Consider the following 14,697-nt stretch of genomic DNA (forward strand, 5'->3'; position numbering starts at 1 on the left):
CCGTCAGTCCTCGGCGGGGATCAGCACGCGCTCGAAGGCGGCGCGCTCCTCGTCGGAGACGGCCACGGGCCGCCCGGCCGCCGGGTCCACCTGCACGAACACGGCGTCGCACAGCACGCAGCGCCGCCCGTCCTGCCACAGCTCGTGGCGCAGCGTGAAGGACGTCCGGCCGATCCGCAGGATCCACACCCGCGCCGTCACCTCGGGCCCGGCGTAGACCACGGGCGCCTCGTACTGGACCTCCATGGACCGCACGACGCGCTGGACGTCCGGGGACGCCGTCGTCGTGGCCCACGCGGCCAGGGCGCGCACGCGCGCCTCCTCGGCGAGGGTGAGCAGGCGGGCGTTGTTGACGTGGCCGTAGCGGTCTTCGTCGGACCAGCGCAGCTGCAGCCCGACCTCGAACGGGGTCGGCGTGCCGGCGTCGGCGGGGGTCTCGGGGGTGGTCGGCTGCGTCACGGGGTGAACACCTTTCCTGGGTTGAGGATGCCGTGCGGGTCGAACACGGCCTTGATGCGCTGCTGGAGGTCGTGCTGGGCGTCGCCGAGCTCGTCTCGCAGGAACGCGCGCTTGAGCAGGCCCACGCCGTGTTCGCCGGTGAGCGTGCCGCCGAGTTCCAGGCCCGCGCGGAACAGCTCGCCGGCGGCCTCCCACACGTCCGCCGGGATCGACGCGGCGTCCTCGGCCGCGCCGCCCACCTGCGCCGCCGCGCCGAACAGCAGGATCGGGTGCAGGTTGCCGTCCCCGGCGTGGGCCGTGGTGGGGATGGCGACGCCGGTGCGTGCCTCGATCTCACGGATCCGCGCGAACATCTCGGCCATGCGGCTGCGCGGGACGGCCACGTCCTCCACGAGCGGGGTGCCGAGGCGCTCGAGCGCGGGGAACGCGGTGCGGCGCAGGGCCATGAGGGCCTCCCCCTCGGCGGGGTCCACGGTCACGGTGACGTCCCCGCCGTGGGCGCGCATGAGGGCGGCCATGGCCTCCCCGTCCGCCTCGGCGCCGGCGCCGTCGGCCTGCACCAGCAGGAACGCGCCGGATTCGGGCAGGGCGGCCCCGCGCTCGGGCCCCGCGTGCGCGCGCACCGCGGCGAGCGTCGCCTCGTCCATCAGCTCCATCAGGGCGGGCACGTGACCGGCCCCGGTGATCGCCTCGGCCGCGGCGGCGCCCGCGACGACGTCCGGGAAGAACCCGCCGAGCGTCACGGGCACGCCGCGCACGGCCGGCCGCAGCGCCAGCGTCGCGCCCACGATCACGCCGAGCGTGCCCTCCGAGCCGATCATCAGCGCGACCAGGTCGTAGCCGGTCACCCCCTTGACGGTGCGGTGGCCCAGCCGCAGCAGGGTGCCGTCCGCGAGCACCACGTCCAGGCCCAGCACGGCCTCGCGCGTGACGCCGTACTTGGCGCACAGCAGCCCGCCGGCGTTCATCGCGATGTTGCCGCCCACCGTGGAGATGTCCTTCGACGCGGGGTCCGGGGCCCACCACAGCCCGTGCTCGGCGAGCGCGGCGTTCAGCGCCCCGTTGAGGATCCCCGGCTCGACGACGGCCACGCGGTCCGCGGGGGAGACCTCCAGGATCCGGTCCATCGCGGTCATGTCCAGGACGATCTCGCCCGCCCCCGCGACGGCGCCGCCGGCCAGCCCCGTGCCCGCTCCGCGGGTGACCAGCGGGGTGCGGGTGCCGTGCGCGATCCGGCACGCGGCCTGCACGTCCTCCACCGTCCGTGCGCGGACCACGGCCCGCGGCGCGGCGGGGGAGCGATGCCCCGAGCGGTCCGCCCGGGCGGCCTCGAGTGCGGCGACGGAGACGTCCACGCGGCCGGGCAGCTCCGCCTGCAGGCGGGCGACGACGTCGGCGGGCGGGGCGTCTGCGGCGGGGGCCGGGGCGAGCGGTGCGGCCGGGGCGAGCGGTGCGGAGAAGTCCATGCCCACCAGTGTCGCCGATCACACGGGACGGAACGCTCGTCGGCCGGTCCGATGACGCGCCCGGCCCCGTCCCTAGACTGGCGACCATGACCTCCCCGGACCCCGCTGCGCCGCGCCCCCGCGTCCACGTGCTCACCCTGCGCCCGGGTGGAGCCCGCGAGGACACCGCCCGCCGCGTGGGCGCCGTCCTCGCCGAGGCCTTCGCCACGGACCCGTACACGCTCGGGCTCGTGCCCGAGGACCGGCGCGAGGCCCGCCTCGAGCGCAAGTTCACCGCCGCCGTGCGCCACGGGCTGCGCGCGGGGGCCGACGGCGCCCCGCTCGGCGCCGTGGACGTCGCCGTGGACGCCGACGATGGCACGCTGCTCGGCGCCGCCGTGTGGACCTCCCCCGCCGCCCCCCGCGGGGTCGACGTGCCGGGCCTGCTGGCGGGGCTGCCCACCGCGGTCGCCGTCCACGGCCGCCACACCCTCGCCCTGAAGCGGATCCAGGCCGCCTGCGAGCGTGCCCGCCCGGCAGGCCGGCACTGGTACCTTGAGGAGGTCGGCACCGTCCCGTCCGCCCGCGGGCGCGGGGCGGCGAGTGCGCTGGTGCGCCACGGCCAGCGCCGCGCGTCGGGTCTGCCCGTGCACCTCGAGGCGTCCGTGCCCGCCACCGTCCCGTTCTATGAGCGGCTCGGCTTCCGTGCGACCGGCCACGTGCCCGTGCCCGGGGGCGAGCCCCTGACCTGCCTGCGCTGGGAGGCCTGAGATGAGACACCCGATCCCCGACTACCTGGCGAGCCTGATCACCGAGCTCGGCGCCGTGAACCCGGGAGAGACGGCCCAGTACATCCCCGTGCTCGCGGAGGCGGACCCGGACCGCCTCGGCATCGCGCTGGCCACCCCCACCGGGCGGCTGCACTCCGCGGGGGACGCGGACGTGGAGTTCACCATCCAGTCCGCGTCCAAGCCGTTCACGTACGCGGCCGCGCTCGTGGACCGGGGCTTCGCCGCCGTGGACCGACAGGTGGGGCTGAACCCCTCGGGCGAGGCCTTCAACGAGCTCTCCCTCGAGGCGGAGTCGCACCGCCCGGACAACGCCATGATCAACGCGGGCGCGCTCGCGGTGCACCAGCTGCTGGTGGGGCCGGAGGCGAGCCGGAAGGAGCGGCTGGACCGGGCCGTGGAGATCATGTCCCTGCTCGCCGGGCGTCGGCTCGCGGTGGACCGGGAGACGTACGAGTCCGAGATGGCGGTCTCGGACCGCAACCTCTCCCTGGGGCACATGCTCCGCAGCTACGGGGTGCTGCAGGACTCGGCCGAGGAGATCGTGGCCGGGTACGTGGCGCAGTGCGCCGTGCTCGTCACCGCCAAGGACCTCGCCGTGATGGGCGCGTGTCTGGCCACCGGGGGCATCCATCCGATGACGGGTGAGCGCGTGCTGCCGTCCATCGTGGCGCGGCGCGTGGTGTCCGTGATGACCTCCTCCGGCATGTACGACGCCGCCGGGCAGTGGCTCGCCGACGTCGGGATCCCGGCCAAGTCCGGGGTGGCCGGCGGTGTGCTCGGCGCGCTGCCGGGCCGCGTGGGGATCGGCGTGTTCTCGCCGCGCCTGGACGAGGTGGGCAACTCGGCGCGCGGCGTGCTGGCGTGCCGCCGCCTCTCCGAGGACTTCCGGCTGCACCTCATGGACGGCGACAGCCTGGGCGGAACCGCCGTGCGCTTCGTGGAACGCGAGGGTGACCGCGTGTTCCTGCACCTGCAGGGCGTGATCCGGTTCGGCGGCGCCGAGGCGGTGCTGGACGCGCTCACGGACCTGCGCACCGGTGCGGAGAAGCCCGGCACCGGCTGGGACGCCGCCGTCTACCCGCGGTGGCAGGAGGCCGCGGCGGACAGCGCGGCGCTCGCGGCCGCGACCGGCGGCGGGGCGGTGTACGAGGCCGCCGCCGTGGCCGCCCGAGATGAGAACGACGGGCCCATCCGCACCGTGGTGCTCAACCTCACGCGGGTGGACCGGATCGACGACGTCGGCCGGCGGCTGATCGCCGAGGGCGTGCGCCGGCTGCAGGCGGACGGCGTGCGCGTGGAGGTCGAGGATCCGGAGCGCATCCTGCCGCTGGAGGAGGCCGGCGCCCACTGAGGCGGCGGGGCGGGCAGGAGGGGGGGCGTGGCGGTGCTCTCCGTCTCGCTCCCTTTCGTTCAACTGCTGTTCATGTGACAATGGGCGGTCTCATCCCTTGACCCCGCTGTTCGAGGACGACCCCCATGCCCCTTTCCACCCTCCGCGTCAGCCTGCCCTCCCTCCGCCGCACCCGCCCCGCCCCGCAGGGGGTCCGTGGGCGGATCGCGCACGCCGTCGTGTCCCGGCTGCAGCCGCGTCCCGTGCCGCCGGTGGACCGTCGGACCCGCCTGGCGTGGCAGGTCTCGGGGGCACTGCCGCTGATCGGGTGCCTGACCTCGTTCCCCATCGGGATGTCCAAGGACTCCATGGTGATCCCGGGCGTCGGCTATCAGGGCGGGTTCCCCGCGGGCTGGTCCCACGCCCTCAACCAGCCGGCGTACTTCACGTGGCTGTCCAACGCGCTGGTCGCGGGCACGTCGCTGACGCTGGCCGCGCGTCGTGAGGCGCCCACGTCGGACGCGTTCTGGGCCGTGCGCACCGCCGGACTCGGCTCGGTGATGGTCACGGGGATCGTCTACAACGCGGTGCTGCGCGGCCGCGAGCAGGACACCTTCCTCTACCGGTTCAACGACGCGCTGCAGCACATCGTCAACCCCGTGCTCGCCCCGGCGGTGTGGGCGCTGTGCGACCCCCGCGGGCAGATCACGCCGCGGCGCGCCGGGCTGGCCTCGGTCATCCCGCTGATGTGGGCGGCGGCGACCATGGCGCGCGGGCCCCGCATCGACTGGTACCCGTACCCGTTCCTGGACGTGCCGCGGCTCGGCCGACGCAGCGTGGGCGTCGTGCTCGCCGGGATCCTGGCCGGCTTCACCGGGCTCATGGGCGTGCTCGGCACCGTGGACCGCCGCCTCGGCCCGGCCTGAGCGAGGGCGGTCCCCGGCGCTTTCGAACGTGAGAGAGGGCCTATCTCACGTTCGAAAGCCCCCATTCGCCCCCTTTCACGTTCGAAAGCGCGGGTGGGAGGGGCCGACGACGGCGGCGGCGCGTCAGTCGCCGCGGACGGCCTCGGCCACGGGCACGTCGCCGTCCACGAAGTCGATCTTCCGGCCCACCGTGCCCGGCTCATCGAGCACGGCCACGATCGCCCGGGCGACGTTGCCGCGGCTGGCCTCACGCTGCGAGGCGTCGGAGTCGGAGAGGTCCGGGTCCACGGTGATGCGGCCGGACGCCTCCTCCTCGGTCAGGGCGCCGGGGCCGAGGATGGTCCAGGCCAGCCCGGAGTCCCGCAGTGCCTCGTCCGCCTCGGCCTTGGCCTGCGCGTACGTGTAGAAGGGGTCGTCCTCGGGCACGTCGTGGTGCAGGGACGCGCCGAGGTAGGACACCATCACGTAGCGCCGCACACCCGCGGCCTCGGCGGCGCGCATGCTGGCGACGGCGGCGTCGTGGTCCACGGCCCGGGTGCGCTGGGCGTCCCCGCCGCCGGCGCCCGCGGAGAACACGACGTTGTCCGCGTCGCGCAGCGCGTGGACCAGCTCCTCCTGGTCCGCCTTCTCGATGTCCAGGACGAGCGGTTCGGCGCCGGCGGCGCGGACGTCCTCGGCGTGGTCGGGGTTGCGGATGAGGGAGACGACGTCGTGGCCGGCCTCCGCCAGCAGGGGTGCGGCGAGCAGGGCCACCTTGCCGTGGCCGCCGATGATCACGGTGCGGGTCATGGGGATCTCTCCTTCGGTTCGATCGGGTGCTGGACTTCCACAGTAGGGAGAGCCCGCCGCCGGTGCGAGGGTGGAGCGGCGCGCGACCGCCACCCCACTCCTCAGCTCTCCGCCTGACCCTCCCGCCAGTAGCCCATGAAGGAGACGTGCTTCTTCGGCACGCCGCCGGGGCCCACGCTGAGCCGGCGCAGGGCGCGCACCATCGCGGACTCCCCGGCGAGGAACACGTAGGCCTCGGGCCGTTCGTCGGCCTCGAGGGCGGCGACGGTCCACTCGCGCTCGACGGAGGCCGCGGGCGGCGCGACCGGCCCGCCGGCGTCGTCGGGGTCCACGCCCAGCAGGGCGGCGAGGCGGGCGTGCGCCCAGGACCCCGACGGCGCCCCCGGCGCCCGGCGGCCCACGTGCAGGCGCACGCGGCCCCGGTCCGCCAGCTCCGTCACGGCCCGCCAGTCCCACGGCTCGGGGACGGCCAGGCGCTCGGCGATCAGGTCGGCGGCCTGCCCGTCGTGGGGCAGTTCAAGCACGAGGTCCGCCTCGCCGTCGAACCCGCCGAACGGGTCCGCGAGCTCCTCCGCCACGGACACCAGGGCGGGGACGGCGGTCTCGTCGCCCACGGCCAGCACACGGTGCGCCCCCGTCTGCCGCCAGCCGGACCATGCCGGCGCCTCCGCCGAGGGCACCAGGACGTTGACCGCGTCCCCCGCCTGGACGGCGCGCGCCCAGCGCAGGCCCGGCCCCTGATGCGGGTCGGCGGGGTCGTCCGGGTCGCCGTGCAGCACCACGTCCACGGTCAGCGAGGGCACCTGCCGCCCGTCGAGCCGCACGAGCCCGGCCGAGCGCACCGTGTACGTGCGCATCCAGCCGCGCTCCTCCTCGGGGATGGCCAGGAACCCGGCGCGGAACCCGGCGGACAGGTCCGGGTCCGCCGACGTCCCGCCCGGCGGGGGGATCAGCAGCTTCACATAGGCGTCCCGGCGCGGCCGCGCGCCCCGGTACAGGGCGTGCAGGTCGGCGACGCCGGGCGGCAGCAGTCCCAGCAGGTCCCTGCTGGCGGCCTCCAGGTCCGGCCCCGCCAGCACGATCCGCCGGAACCCGCGGCACGGCTGCTCCACGGACACCACGCGCGTGTGCGCCACGAACATGCCGTCGGCGCTCATCGGCGGTCCCCGTCCCCGCGCGGCAGCACCACGGGGTGGCCCAGCAGCGGGTCGGCCACCACGTCCGCGTCCAGGCCGAACACCTCGGCCAGCACCTCCGGTGCGATCACCTCGCCCGGCGTGCCCTGCGCCACCACCCGGCCCGCGGCCATCGCCACGATGTGGTCCGCACTGCGCGCCGCCAGGTTCAGCTCGTGCAGCACCGCGACGACGGTCGCCCGGCCCCCGCCACGCGGGTCCGGGAGCGCCCGCACCAGGTCGAGCACCTCCACCTGATGGCTGAGGTCGAGGTAGCTCGTGGGCTCGTCGAGGAGCACCACCGGGGTCTGCTGGGCGAGCACGAGGGCGAGCCACGCCCGTTGCCGCTGCCCGCCGGAGAGCGTGCCGGCCTCACGCTCGGCGAGCTCCACGAGGCCGGTGCGCTCGAGCGCCGCGGCGACCGCGGCGTCGTCGCCGGCGGCCCGGCCGCCCAGGAGCCCGCGGTGTGGGTGACGGCCGCGCGCCACGAGCTGCGCCACCGTCATGCCCTCGGGCGCCACGGGATGCTGGGGCAGCAGCGCCACGGTGCGGGCGTAGTCGCGCGCGGACACGCGGGCGGCGTCCCGGCCGAGCACCTCGATGCTCCCGGCGCGCGGGGCGAGCTGGCGGGTCAGGCCGCGCAGCAGCGTGGACTTGCCGCAGCCGTTGGCGCCGATGATCGCGGTGACGCGCCCGGCGGGCACGTCCAGGTCGAGGTCCTCGACGATCGGCGGTGCCGAGGCCGGGCCGTAGCCGAGCGTCAGGCCGCGCAGGCGGATCGCGACGTCGTCGGCGGCCCCGGCGCGCGGTGCGGCGGGGGACGGGACGGTGAGCGGGGGAGCGGTCATGCGGGGCGCACGCCTCCTGGGGTCCGGCCCTGGCGCAGCAGCAGCCAGAGCATGAGCGGGGCGCCGGCGGCGCCGGTGAGCACACCGGTGGGCAGGGCGGCGCCGGTGAGCAGGGGGACGGCCTCGCCGGCCACGAGGTCCGCGAGCAGCACGAGCGCGGCGCCCGTGAGCGCCGCCGCGGGCAGGGAGGGCAGGCCGCGGGTGAGCCCGCGCGCCACCGGGGTGGCCAGCAGCGCGACGAACGCCAGCGGCCCCACGACGGCGGTCGCCACGGCGGCCAGCACTGCGCCGAGCCCCAGCGCCGCGGCCGAGGTGGGGCGCGCTCGGGCGCCGAGGGCGTGTGCGAGGTCCGGGCCGACGTCGGCCGGGGCCAGCTGCGTGTGGAGCGCCCCCGCCAGCGGCAGGGCGGCCGCGAGCACGCCCGCGAGCAGCGCAATGCGGCCCCACGTGACGCCGTTGAGCGAGCCGGCGATCCAGACGGTGGCCGACTGCAGGTCGTGCTGGGCCAGCGAGAGCATCGCCCCGGCCACCACGGCCTGGCCCGCCGCCGCCACCGCGATGCCGGCCACCACGAACCGTTCGCCCCCCACGGAGCGGGCCGTGGCGAACACGGCGGCCACCGCCACAAGGCCGCCGATCAGTGCCGTGGCGGCGCGCATCAGGTCCGATCCTCCGCCGGTCTGCCCGGCGGTCGCCAGCATCCCCAGCACGACCGCCGCCGCGGCGCCCTGGGTGACGCCCAGGATGTCCGGCGAGGCCAGGGGGTTGCGCAGCGTGCGCCGGTAGAGCGCGCCGGCCGCGCCCAGGGCGGCGCCGGTGAGCACTGCGGCCACGGCGCGGGGCAGCTTCTCCTCCAGCACGATGAAGCTCGCTCCCGGGATCGTCTCCCCGCCCAGGATCCGCACGAGGTCCGGGACGGTCACCTGGTACGTGCCCCACACCACGCGCAGCAGGGCGAGGACCAGCACGGCCACGGCGAGGCCCGCGCAGGCCCGTCCGAGGCGGCGCCGGTCGGAGCGGCGCAGGCGGGCGACGACGTCGTCCGGGGCGGTGTGCTGGAGGTTCATGCGGCCACCCCCGGGCGGCGCAGCAGCGCCAGCAGCACGGGCACGCCGAGCAGGACGGTGGTCACCCCGAGGTGGATCTCCCCGGGCGCCACGACGAGCCGCCCGGCGAGGTCCGCGAGGATCACGAGGACGGCGCCCCACAGGGCGCAGCCGGCCATCAGGGCTCGCGTGCTCGGCGGCCGCAGACGGCGCAGCGCGTGGGGCACGAGCAGCCCCACGAACCCGACCGGCCCGGCCAGCGCCACCGCCGCGGCCGTGAGCAGCACGACCGCGCCCAGCAGCACCGCGCGCACCCGCTCCGGGCGCCCGCCCAGACCGTGCGCGAGGTCGTCGCCGAGGGCGAGGGCGTCGAGCCCGGGGGCCACGGCGACGGCGGCGAGCAGCCCGACGGCGATCACGGGCGCCAGGGCGAGCGCCTCGCCGAGGTCGGCGCGGGCCACCGTGCCCACGGCCCAGAAGCGCAGTCGGTCCTGGACCGTGGGGGAGAGCACGAGCAGCGCCGTGGTGCCGGCGGTGGCGCCGGCGGTGATCGCGGCGCCGGCCAGCACGAGCGCCATGGGGGAGGGGGCGCCGGGTGTCGTCCGGCCCCTCCGCGTGGCGGCCGCCGCCACCGCGTAGCCGAGCGCCGCCGCGACCAGCGTCCCGACGGCGGCCAGCGCCAGCACCCCGAACGTGGAGCCGGCGACGCCGAGCGCCATGCCCGCCGCCACGGCCAGCCCCGCGCCGGCGGAGAGCCCGAGCAGCCCCGGGTCGCCGAGCGGGTTGCGGGTGGCCCCCTGCAGGGCGGCGCCGGCCACGGCCAGCGCCGCCCCCACCAGCGCCCCCGTCACCAAGCGGGGCACGCGGGAGGCCACGGCCGCCGCCTCGATGCCCTCCGGCACGGGGTGCCCGGTGAGGACCGCGCCCAGGGTGTCGAGCGCCGTCGTCGCCGGCACGGTGCGCGCGCCGAGGGCGACGCCGGCCACGAGCGCCGCCAGCAGCAGCGCCGCGGGCAGGGCGCCCATCAGCACGCCCGCGCGGACGCGGGCCGGGGAGGCCAGGGCCGTGGACGGCATGGGGAGGGATCAGCCCTGCGCGGTCTTCGCGGCCTCGGCGATCGGCGGGACGACCTTCTCGAGCGCGAACGGGATGGACAGCGGGGAGATCGCGGAGACGGAGAGGACCTCCTGCTCGTCCGTCTGCAGGACGAGGGCGCCGGCCTTCACGGCCGGGATCGAGCCCAGCAGGGGGTCGGACTCGATGGCCTCGCGGACCGAGTCCTGGGCGGCCCAGGAGACGAACACGTCCGACTCCAGCTCGTCCGCGCGCTCGGGCGACCACGTGAAGAAGAACGCCTGGTCCTCCGGGGAGTTCTCCGTCACCACCGGCGCCTGCTCCATGCCGAGCAGCTCGAGGAACTTCGGGCGGTTGTCCACGTCCGTGTAGATGCTGATCTGGTCCGCGGCGGCGGGGTCGATGGTGCCGTAGACGAAGGACGCGCCCTGGAGGCCCGCGTGCTTCTCGCCGGCGTCCTTGATCTGCTGCTCGAGGTCCGCGATGAGCTCCTCCGCCTCCTGCTCCTTGCCGAGCACGCGGCCGATGACCTCCGTGGACTGCTGCCACGAGGTGCCGTAGGCGGGGACGTCCTTCGGGTAGGCCACTGTGGGGGCGATCTTCGAGAGGCGGTCGTAGTCCTCCTGCGTGATGCCGGAGTAGACGGCGAGGATGACGTCCGGCTTCACGGCGGCGATCGCCTCGGCGTCGATGCCGGAGGCCTCGGACCACTGCACGGGCTTCTGGGCGCCCTCGGTCTCGGCGAGCTTCGCGTCGAACCAGTCGGTGGACTTCTCCGCGTTCCCCCCGAACTCCACGGCGGCCATGCCCACCGGCACCACCCCGAGGGCGAGGGCCACGTCCTGGTTCACCCAGGACACGGTGGCCACGCGGGTCGGGCGCTGCGGGATCTCGGTGGTGCCGTAGACGTGCTCGATGCTGCGGGGGAACGCGGCGTCCCCGCCCGCGGCGTCCGACGACGACGCACCGGCCGACGAGGACGAGGCCGAGCCTCCGGCCGGGCCGGTGGAGCACGCGGCGAGCAGGAGGGTGAGGCCGACTCCCCCGCCGGCGAGGAGGGAGCGGCGGGACAGGGGGGACGGTGCCATGGTGGTGGCCTTTCACGGTCGCGACGCGCGGGCGCCGGGCGGAGGGGGTCGGGTCTGCGGTCGGAGGATGCGTCGGCCCTGCCGGGCCGGCATTAGCAAACACCGACGTGAGGTAACTCCGGAAGGTTAGGGCAACCTAATGCTCCTGTGCAATCCCGGGGAGGGCCGTCGTCGGGGGGAGGTGGGCGGGATACGGTGGCCTGGTGAGCCAGAACCCCCTCCCCGCCCCACGCGGCGACGCGCAGCGCGGCGCCGCCGACCACCACGACCGGGTCTCCGCGATGTTCGACGCCATCGCCGGCCGCTACGACCTGATGAACGCCGTCATGACATGGGGTCAGGAGCCGCGCCTGGTGCGCCGCACGGTGGCGCGGGCCAACATCCCGGCGCAGGCCCGCGTGCTCGACCTGGCCACCGGCACCGGCGACCTCGCGTTCGAGGTGCTCAAGCAGCACCCCGACGCGCAGGTGGTGGGCGCGGACATCGCCGCCGAGATGATGGAGGTCGGCCGTGCCCGCGCGGGCGGGGACCGCATCGAGTGGGTCGTCGCGGACGCGACGGACCTGCCGTTCGAGGCCGGCTCGTTCGACGCCGTGACCCACGGCTACCTGCTGCGCAACGTCGCGGACATCCCGGCGACCCTCGCCGAGCAGTTCCGCGTGCTGCGCCCCGGCGGCTGGGTCGCGGCCCTCGAGACGTCGCCGGCGCCGGACAACGTGCTCAAGCCCTTCTCCTCCTTCTACATCCACCGGGTGATGCCACAGCTGGCGAAGCTGATGGCCGACCGGCCGGAGGCCTACGCGTACCTGTCCTCCTCGACGAAGGCGTTCCACACGCCGGACGAGGTCGCGGACCTCTTCGCGGACGCCGGCTTCGTGAACATCGGGCACGAGACCCACATGTTCGGCACCCTGGCCACGCACTGGGCCATGAAGCCGGTCGACTGACGCCGGCCACGCGGCGCGGCGTCAGCACAGGGCGGCCCCGGTGGCGCCGCCGGATGCGTCAGGGCTGTGACGAGTCACGCTGATGTCCGCAATCCGAGAAGACTCTGGGCCGACCCGGCTGATCCGCGTAGCATGGGGCTCCGTCGAGGGGGGATCCGCGCACCCCCCGGCCTCCGGTCGCCGCCCGTCCGCCATCCCCCGGAACGGCGTCGCCCCTCCGTCGCGAGGCGCTCGTCCCCCGCAGCCCGCGACGTCCGCGTGGGCACCGTGAACCGTCTCTTGAACGTAGAGGAACCTTGTGAGCCCCATCCAGAGCACCACCGGCCCGTCATCCATGGCGGAGCTGAAGAAGGTCCTGCCCGAGCTCTCGCACCCGGACGGCGCGCCGGTGCGGGTGCTCGTCGTGGACGACGAGCCGATGATCGCCGACCTGCTCTCCATGGGCTTCACCCTCTGCGGCTGGGAGGTGATCGTGGCCCACGACGGCGCGACCGCCGCCGAGCTGGGCACCGCCGGCCGTCCGGACCTGGCGATCCTGGACGTCATGCTGCCGGACATGGACGGCCTGGACGTCCTGGATCGCCTGCGCGCCCACTGGTCGGAGATGCCCGCCATGTTCCTCACCGCCAAGGACGCGACCGAGGACCGCGTGGCGGGCCTGGCCGCCGGCAGCGACGACTACGTGACCAAGCCCTTCTCCATGGAGGAGGTGCTCATCCGCGCGCACCGGCTCGTGCAGCGCTCCGGCGTGGTCTCGGGCGGCTCCGAGGTGCTCGTGGTCGGCGACCTGGTGATGAACACCCGCACCCACGAGGTGACCCGCGGCGGCGACGAGATCGAGCTGACGGCCACGCAGTACAACCTGCTGAAGTTCCTCATGGCCAACGTCCGCACGGTGCTCTCCAAGGAGCGCATCCTGCAGGACGTCTGGGGCTACGACTTCGGCGGCCGCGCGAACATCGTCGAGCTGTACATCTCCTACCTGCGGAAGAAGATCGACGCGGACCGGGATCCCATGATCCACACCATCCGCGGCGCCGGGTATGTCATCCGGCCTGCCTGAGACCGCCGCGGTCCCGTCGGGGCACGGCAGCACCCGCCGCAGGCGGCCCACGTCGCTGGCCCGACGCATCGGCGCCGGCGTCCTTCTGATCCTGATGGCCACCATCCTGGCCTACTCGTTCTACGCGGCCGGCATCACGAAGGCCCTGCTGACCGAATCCGCCTCCCGGGACGCCTCCGAAGCATGGATCCGCGCCTCGGAGCAGCTGACGGCCCCCTCGCCGGGCGGAGGGGGCGACGGCGGCCCGGGGCAGGGGGACCTCCGCGTGCCGGGCACCCTCGGCCAGCCCGAGGGCACGGTGGTCGCGCTCGTCCCGCTCTCCGGTCTGGAGGAGCATCAGCAGGACGCCCTCATCGGGCACCGGGTCGGTGACGCCGGGGAGTCCGTGCCGCTCACGGCGCGGGAGGCCCACGACCTTCTGCACGCCCTCCGGGACCGGCCGGGCGGGCCGATGCTGGACGCCGTCGTCGGCGACGTCTCCTATCGCGTCCAGGCCCAGACCCTGACCGCGCCGGGCCCCTGGGTGGCCGCGGACCAGGTGCTCGTGGTGGGGGCGCCGACGGGCGCCATGTCCGACGTCACACGGCAGGCGCTGCTCGCGGTCGCCGTCGGACTGTCCGTCACCGTCCTCACCACCGCGATCCTGGTGAACCTGTGGCTGCGTCGGGGCCTGGCCCCGCTCAGCGAGGTCGCCGCCGTCGCCGAGCGGGTCGCCCAGGTGGACATGGCCCGCGCCGGGCTCGACCCGGAGGACTCACGCATGCCGCCTCGGCTCCTGCAGGGTCCGGACGAGGTGGCCGTCGTCGCCCAGGCGCTCGACCGGTTCACCGGCTCGGTCGAGGCGGCCCTGGAGCAGCGCCGCGTGCAGGAGCAGCAGATGCGCCGGTTCATGGCGGACGCCTCCCACGAGCTGCGCACGCCGCTCGCCTCGGTGCGCGGCTACGCCGAGATGATCGCGATGACGGAGGAGCTCTCCGCGACCGGCCGGCGGTCGCTCGACCGGGTGCTGTTCCAGGCCGACCGGATGGCCGCCCTCGTGGACGACATGCTCCTGCTCGAACGGCTCGAGTCCGTCTCGCGCGGCCGGGCCATGGGCCTGAAGCCCTCCGGGGAGGTGGCGCTGGCCGAACAGGTGGACCTGTCCGAGGTGGTCCTCGAGGGCGTGATGGACGCCCGCGCGGCGTGGCCGGACCACACGTGGGTGGTGGACCTGCCCGAGGGGGCGGAGCCGGGCACCCAGCGGTCCGTCACCGGTGACCGGTCGCAGCTGGCCCGCGTGGTCGGCAACCTGCTCTCCAACGCGGCCAAGCACACCCCCGTCGGGACCACCGTCACGGCCTCCGTGCGGCAGGACCAGCCCCGGCCCGGCTTCATGCTCGTCAGCGTCCACGACGACGGCGGCGGCATCCCGGCCGACCGACACGCCACCCTCTTCCACCGCTTCGTCCGCGGCCCCGGGAAGGGCCGGACGGGCCCCCCGGGCACGGAGCCGTCCACGGGTCTGGGTCTGGCCATCGTGCGCTCGATCGCGCGCAGCCACGGCGGGGACGTGACCGTGGCGTCCGAGGGCGGGTGGACGCGTTTCGACGTCGTCGTGCCCTGCACCCCGGGGCGCGCCGGGCCGGGGGCTGCGGGCTCCTGCTGCGGCTCCGCCCGGGCCGGCCGGCCCTGACCCCGGGACGGCAACCGTTGACGTATCCCCACCCCCCTATGCGT

The 14,697-nt window shown here is 75.5% G+C and carries 14 protein-coding genes; 6 read left to right on the forward strand and 8 right to left on the reverse strand.

The window, feature by feature from the left end:
- Positions 1 to 3: 3 nt before the first annotated feature.
- A complete protein-coding gene (locus tag ACFI33_RS02300) occupies positions 4 to 459 on the reverse strand; it encodes an acyl-CoA thioesterase (RefSeq protein WP_060974353.1) in 456 nt (151 codons plus the stop codon).
- Positions 456 to 1,925, reverse strand: a complete 1,470-nt coding sequence (locus ACFI33_RS02305; RefSeq protein WP_371469917.1) for an FAD-binding oxidoreductase — start codon at positions 1,923 to 1,925, stop codon at positions 456 to 458. The genes ACFI33_RS02300 and ACFI33_RS02305 overlap by 4 nt, the downstream gene beginning before the upstream one ends.
- A gap of 86 nt (positions 1,926 to 2,011) precedes the next feature.
- Between ACFI33_RS02305 and ACFI33_RS02310 the strand changes: the two genes are divergently transcribed.
- From ACFI33_RS02310 to ACFI33_RS02320, 3 genes are all read left to right on the forward strand, one after another.
- Positions 2,012 to 2,674: a GNAT family N-acetyltransferase gene (locus ACFI33_RS02310; protein ID WP_020622112.1), complete on the forward strand. Its 663-nt coding sequence runs from the start codon at positions 2,012 to 2,014 to the stop codon at positions 2,672 to 2,674.
- 1 nt (position 2,675) lies between these two features.
- On the forward strand, positions 2,676 to 4,046 hold the full coding sequence (gene glsA / locus ACFI33_RS02315) for a glutaminase A (protein WP_020622111.1): 1,371 nt from the start codon (positions 2,676 to 2,678) through the stop codon (positions 4,044 to 4,046).
- 125 nt (positions 4,047 to 4,171) lie between these two features.
- Positions 4,172 to 4,951, forward strand: coding sequence for a Pr6Pr family membrane protein (locus tag ACFI33_RS02320; RefSeq protein WP_100058928.1), 780 nt, complete (start codon positions 4,172 to 4,174; stop codon positions 4,949 to 4,951).
- A 123-nt stretch (positions 4,952 to 5,074) separates the two neighbouring features.
- Here the strand turns inward: ACFI33_RS02320 and ACFI33_RS02325 are convergent, their stop codons facing one another.
- The 6 genes from ACFI33_RS02325 to ACFI33_RS02350 all read right to left on the reverse strand — a co-directional run bounded on the left by ACFI33_RS02325 (position 5,075) and on the right by ACFI33_RS02350 (position 10,971).
- The gene (locus tag ACFI33_RS02325; protein WP_127435451.1) at positions 5,075 to 5,740 is read right to left on the reverse strand and encodes an SDR family oxidoreductase; all 666 of its coding nucleotides are present in this window, start codon (positions 5,738 to 5,740) and stop codon (positions 5,075 to 5,077) included.
- Positions 5,741 to 5,841: 101 nt separating this feature from the next.
- Entirely contained in the window at positions 5,842 to 6,897 is a 1,056-nt protein-coding gene (locus ACFI33_RS02330) for a siderophore-interacting protein (protein ID WP_115165662.1), read from the reverse strand.
- On the reverse strand, positions 6,894 to 7,763 hold the full coding sequence (locus tag ACFI33_RS02335; RefSeq protein ID WP_462623705.1) for an ABC transporter ATP-binding protein: 870 nt from the start codon (positions 7,761 to 7,763) through the stop codon (positions 6,894 to 6,896). The genes ACFI33_RS02330 and ACFI33_RS02335 overlap by 4 nt, the downstream gene beginning before the upstream one ends.
- Positions 7,760 to 8,830 carry an iron chelate uptake ABC transporter family permease subunit gene (locus tag ACFI33_RS02340; protein ID WP_036314495.1) on the reverse strand — a complete coding sequence of 357 codons (1,071 nt, stop codon included), beginning with the start codon at positions 8,828 to 8,830 and terminating at the stop codon, positions 7,760 to 7,762. Before ACFI33_RS02340 ends, ACFI33_RS02335 begins: the two co-directional genes overlap by 4 nt.
- Positions 8,827 to 9,885, reverse strand: a complete 1,059-nt coding sequence (locus ACFI33_RS02345; RefSeq protein ID WP_462623706.1) for a FecCD family ABC transporter permease — start codon at positions 9,883 to 9,885, stop codon at positions 8,827 to 8,829. Before ACFI33_RS02345 ends, ACFI33_RS02340 begins: the two co-directional genes overlap by 4 nt.
- 9 nt (positions 9,886 to 9,894) lie before the next feature.
- A complete protein-coding gene (locus ACFI33_RS02350; protein ID WP_127435378.1) occupies positions 9,895 to 10,971 on the reverse strand; it encodes an iron-siderophore ABC transporter substrate-binding protein in 1,077 nt (358 codons plus the stop codon).
- Between the two features lie 203 nt (positions 10,972 to 11,174).
- Between ACFI33_RS02350 and ACFI33_RS02355 the strand changes: the two genes are divergently transcribed.
- The 3 genes from ACFI33_RS02355 to ACFI33_RS02365 all read left to right on the forward strand — a co-directional run bounded on the left by ACFI33_RS02355 (position 11,175) and on the right by ACFI33_RS02365 (position 14,653).
- The gene (locus ACFI33_RS02355; RefSeq protein ID WP_127435377.1) at positions 11,175 to 11,918 is read left to right on the forward strand and encodes a ubiquinone/menaquinone biosynthesis methyltransferase; all 744 of its coding nucleotides are present in this window, start codon (positions 11,175 to 11,177) and stop codon (positions 11,916 to 11,918) included.
- A gap of 334 nt (positions 11,919 to 12,252) precedes the next feature.
- Positions 12,253 to 12,981 carry a response regulator transcription factor gene (locus ACFI33_RS02360; protein WP_036314541.1) on the forward strand — a complete coding sequence of 243 codons (729 nt, stop codon included), beginning with the start codon at positions 12,253 to 12,255 and terminating at the stop codon, positions 12,979 to 12,981.
- A 94-nt stretch (positions 12,982 to 13,075) separates the two neighbouring features.
- Entirely contained in the window at positions 13,076 to 14,653 is a 1,578-nt protein-coding gene (locus ACFI33_RS02365; RefSeq protein ID WP_238693359.1) for a HAMP domain-containing sensor histidine kinase, read from the forward strand.
- The last annotated feature ends 44 nt before the right edge of the window (positions 14,654 to 14,697 follow it).

The sequence above is a fragment of the Micrococcus sp. PSi08 genome (assembly GCF_054960655.1).